The sequence below is a fragment of the Thermogutta sp. genome (genome assembly GCF_014359955.1).
Classification (GTDB): domain Bacteria; phylum Planctomycetota; class Planctomycetia; order Pirellulales; family Thermoguttaceae; genus Thermogutta.
Genome location: NZ_JACIYL010000414.1, coordinates 1 through 3,930, shown reverse-complemented (window position 1 = coordinate 3,930; position 3,930 = coordinate 1). Strand labels below are relative to the sequence as shown.

Below are 3,930 nucleotides of genomic sequence, written 5' to 3'. Positions count from 1 at the left end.
TGACCATTGACCACAGCAGATGCCAGGGGGACTATAAATTACCCCGAATTAGGGGCTTCTTCCGGGAACCGGCTCCAGCGGCGGGAGGGGATTCTGCTGAATGACTTGACCGCCATGCGTCGGGCTGTTGATAGCCTCCAGCGGCGGCGTCGATGCGGCGGGAACAGGAAGCAGACCGAATCGAGCCCCAATCATTTCAATGATGCGCTGTTCGAGCGCGGTATCCCGCCCCATGGGAATCCAGCCCGCGTGGGTTTGCTGTTCTCCGATGGGTGAGACCACCCGTGTGAGAGAACTATCATTACGAAACGTTGCCGAGGAAGTCGTGGCGGCAAGGGGCTGGCCCACATCCTCCAGTTCCTTGAAAACCAGCACGGTGATCCAGTACCCACCGTCGCGTGGATCCACCCGAATTTCCGCCCGCCGCCGGATACTCTGGAGGGTGGCCTCCCACCGCGAGTACCGATCGACCGAATCTTTATGCCACGGTTCCAGAATGGTTGCCCCTATTTTGGGGAAGGTATCGATTCGCCCAGAGGTGAGAACGGTGTCAAACTGGCGGATGGGCTCTTCGCGTTCAATCTCGAAATAGTCGTCAACGACATCCACCAGCGTTTCCCAGAGGACCTGGGGATCCTTGGCCGTCACGAAAATGGGATTCGGATAGTAAACGTTCAGGACCGGGCTGGGTGTCAGGAAAAACGGTCGGAAACACCCCCCTGTCAGCAGGAGTCCAACGAGAATTGCAGTTGTTGTTACCCTGAGGTAACTCACCCGTACAGGATTCCTTCCCTGAGGACGACATTCGGCCGGAACGAATGCAGCACCCCGCTCCATCGGGGTGGGTAAGTGTCGCACGGGAAAGCTGTTCATGCAAGGGCAAATTTCCCGCTTTGCAGTGCGCAGACTGACGGCGCAGCCGAACCGGCCTCCGCAGCCGTGACTAGCGGCTTTGACTGCCACCTTCCTTCTGGTTCAGATGGCGAGAAACACCAACGGGTGAGATCACCGGGCGTAAACCGGACGCCTTACCGACACCCGTTGTTTGCCCGCCGACTCGTTGTTGGACAGCACTCGCTGGGCCTTGCTGAGATCGTTGACTTTGACAACCGCGACGCCCCCGCCTTTGGCCCCTAACTCCGTACCGAATGAGTGATAAGCATAATCGATATTGAGATGATGTTCAGCGAGCCGCTCGCAGATCTTGCGAAATCCGCCCGGTTGTTTGGGGACATCTACGAGCAGGACGTCGGCTACCTCATAAGGGAGATTCAGTTGTTCCACCACCTTGATGGCCCGCTCACTCTCCGTCGGTACAAAGCGCACTGTGCCCCGATCCCCAGAGTCCATCACCACGAGTGCCCTGCACCGCACTTTCGCCTTGGCCAAAGCGTCCAGGAGTTGGGCGAGCCGACCGGGCTTATTGACGAGCTTCACAGAGACCTGTTTGGCCGTTTCCATAGCGTCTCCCTTTCGTGCAAGTAAGACGTGGCCAGAACCGCATTTCCTCCAGCAAGACGAGCAGGGTTTCCTCCCCCGTGGGCCCCTCGGGCAGGTTGCCAGCCCGAGCTGTCCTGTCAAAAGAATACGTTCCCCTGACAGGCGAGTCAACCATAAAGACAGGGCAGCGGGACTCCCGCGTTTCAACCGAAATATGATCCCAACGCGGAACTTTTTCCCGGGGAAAAACGTCGGACCTAATGAAACCGCCAGCCAACGTGGTGTTTGCTTCTCCGAAGAGCGGCCTGATTGAAGGGGCAGATATGCTGTGTTAAGCTCGGAGTCGCCAGGGTTGTGGGGTCATCGTAGCAGGAGGTTCGAACAATGGCGATCTACTCTCAATTTCCATACGTCCGACGCAGCATCCTTATGCTGGTCGCCGCGATTCTAGGCCTTGTCGCGCCCACTGTCGCCCGGGCCCAGGGAATCCTTGTCGTTGAAACCGACGGCTTCCGGCTGCCCCGGCCGCCGATCATCATCTGGCCACCAATCCCGCCTCATCCTCCTGTTCCTCCGCCTCGTCCTGTTCCTCCGCCTCCCGCTGTTAGTTATGCGGTCGACTCATTGGAAGTGAATGGTCGCATCAGCCATCGTGTGGCCCAGGTGGAAGTTTCTCAAACTTTCGTCAACACCGGGAGCCGCACCCTTGAGGCTTCGTTCGTGTTTCCTCTCCCTTACGACGGAGCCATCGACCGCATGACCCTGCTGGTGGACGGCAAGGAGATTCCCGCGCGACTCCTCAAAGCGGACGAAGCCCGGAGGCAGTATGAGGAGATCGTCCGCCGAAACCGTGATCCCGCGCTTCTGGAATGGATCGGAACCGGCATGTTCAAAACGAGCGTCTTTCCCATTCCCCCCGGCCAAAAGCGAACCGTGTCGTTGCGCTACACGCAGTTGTGCCGGCAGTCGGACGGGATGGTGGATTTTCTCTTCCCACTGAGCACAGCCAAGTACACGTCGAAACCGCTCGATCGGCTCAGTATTCGTCTCAACCTTCGGGAAGATGAGCCCATCAAGAATGTTTACTCACCCACCCACGAAGTCGAGGTCAAACGTCTCGACGAAAGCACCATAACGGTCACCTACTCGGCACGGGATATTGTGCCGATGAGCGACTTCCGCCTCATGTACGATGTGGCTCCCGGTCCCGTCGCAGCCAAACTCATTAGTTACAGGTCTCTCGATGAGAAGGATGGGTTTTTCCTGGTTCTGGCCACCCCGCAGATTGCCGAGGGCCACAGCAAGCCGTTACCCAAAACGGTCGTTTTTGTCCTGGACCGCTCCGGCAGCATGAGCGGCAAGAAAATCGAACAACTCCGCGAAGCGATGCGATTCGTCATCAACAATCTCCGCGAAGGCGACCTTTTCAACATCATCGCCTACGATAGCGACGTGGAAACATTTCGCCCGGAACTTCAGCGCTACAACGACAAAACCCGCCAGCAGGCCCTGGCTTTTGTAGAAGGACTGGTGGCGGGAGGAAGCACCAACATCGACGCCGCTTTAAGAACTGCTCTCGCCCAACTTCAAGATGAAAGTCGCCCCAACTACGTCGTCTTCATGACCGACGGCCTGCCCACCACGGGCGTCACCAGTGAGATGCAGATCGTGGAAAATGCCCGCAAGGCCAACACCGTTCGCGCCCGAATCTTCTGTTTCGGCGTGGGCTATGACGTGAATAGCCGGCTGCTGGACAAGCTGGCGAGATTCAGCCGCGGTTACACCGAATATGTCCGCCCGGATGAAAACCTCGAGGACCGCATCAGCCGGTTTTACCGTCGCATCGAAGCACCGGTCCTCACTGACGTAGAAGTGGAATTCGTGTTTGATGACACGGAAAGCGTTCCGCCTGTCTATCGGCTGAGTCCGCAGCCGCCGTTCGATCTCTTCGCGGGAGAACAGCTCGCTCTGGTCGGCCGATATCGGCGATCCGGTACAGCTCAACTCGTCCTGCGAGGGAAAATGGGCAACCAGACCAAGACCTTCAAATTTCCCGTGGAATTTACCTCTCGTGCAGGTGACGAATCGAAAGCCTTTGTGGAAAAATTGTGGGCGGTGCGACGGGTTGGAGATATTCTGGACGAGATTGATTTACACGGGAAGAATCAGGAACTCATTGATGAACTGACCCAGCTCGCCTTGAAACACGGGATCCTCACACCCTATACGTCCTTCTTCGCTGATGAGAACGTGCCTCTCCACGAACTCACCGAGGCCCGGCGTCAGGCCAGTACCCGACTGGATGCGCTCCAGGCTACGGAGGGAATTGCAGGATTTGCCCAGCGGGCTTTTAAAGGACGCGTGCAATCGGCCCTGACCATCAGTCCGGAAGCCGTGACGCGAGAGCTTCGCTCGTTCGGTGGCTACGGCGCTGCCGGAGCACCAGGCCAGCCCGGCCTGGCGGCCGGGGCACCGGCCCCGCTCCGCGAC

3 protein-coding genes are annotated in these 3,930 nt (G+C 58.1%); 1 reads left to right on the top strand and 2 read right to left on the bottom strand.

Annotated features, from left to right (window positions below; all coding sequences use genetic code 11):
* Window positions 1–48: 48 nt before the first annotated feature.
* Both H5U08_RS12275 and H5U08_RS12270 read right to left on the bottom strand, forming a co-directional pair.
* Complete coding sequence (locus H5U08_RS12275) at window positions 49–774, bottom strand: hypothetical protein (protein WP_297033431.1); 726 nt, start codon at window positions 772–774, stop codon at window positions 49–51.
* 231 nt (window positions 775–1,005) lie between these two features.
* Entirely contained in the window at window positions 1,006–1,461 is a 456-nt protein-coding gene (locus H5U08_RS12270) for a hypothetical protein (protein ID WP_297033428.1), read from the bottom strand.
* Between the two features lie 363 nt (window positions 1,462–1,824).
* Between H5U08_RS12270 and H5U08_RS12265 the strand changes: the two genes are divergently transcribed.
* The coding region (locus H5U08_RS12265; protein WP_297033425.1) for a VIT domain-containing protein at window positions 1,825–3,930 on the top strand (2,106 nt) is incomplete at its 3' end.

Excerpts from the sequence above, each read along its gene's own strand:
- H5U08_RS12270 (WP_297033428.1), bottom strand. The coding sequence starts at position 1,461 with ATGGAAACGGCCAAACAGGTCTCTGTGAAGCTCGTCAATAAGCCCGGT.